Consider the following 271-nt stretch of genomic DNA (forward strand, 5'->3'; position numbering starts at 1 on the left):
CGTCGAATCCCTCGAATGTCTATCGCTGGGTGAAGGGCAAGCAGCCCGTCTACCAAGCTGCCAAGACCTCGGGCACGAAGATCGGCACGCTTACGAACAACACGAGGGTGCAGTGGCTGCGGACCTCGGGTTCGTGGCAGCAGGTGCGTACCGGTGCAGGGATTGGCTGGATCCAGTCCAGCAAGCTGTCCACCACCGCGATCAAGCCTCCGGCCAAGGTCTATAACTACACCAAGGTGTTCACCGCGGTGAAGGCCAAGGCGTCGAGTTC

1 protein-coding gene is annotated in these 271 nt (G+C 60.9%); it reads left to right on the forward strand.

Annotated features, from left to right (window positions below):
• On the forward strand, positions 1-271 hold a 271-nt coding region (locus tag ACIPUB_RS20165), incomplete at both ends, for an SH3 domain-containing protein (protein WP_407609009.1).

Source organism: Paeniglutamicibacter sp. ORCA_105 (assembly GCF_045798545.1).
In the GTDB taxonomy this organism is placed as follows: domain Bacteria; phylum Actinomycetota; class Actinomycetes; order Actinomycetales; family Micrococcaceae; genus Paeniglutamicibacter; species Paeniglutamicibacter sulfureus.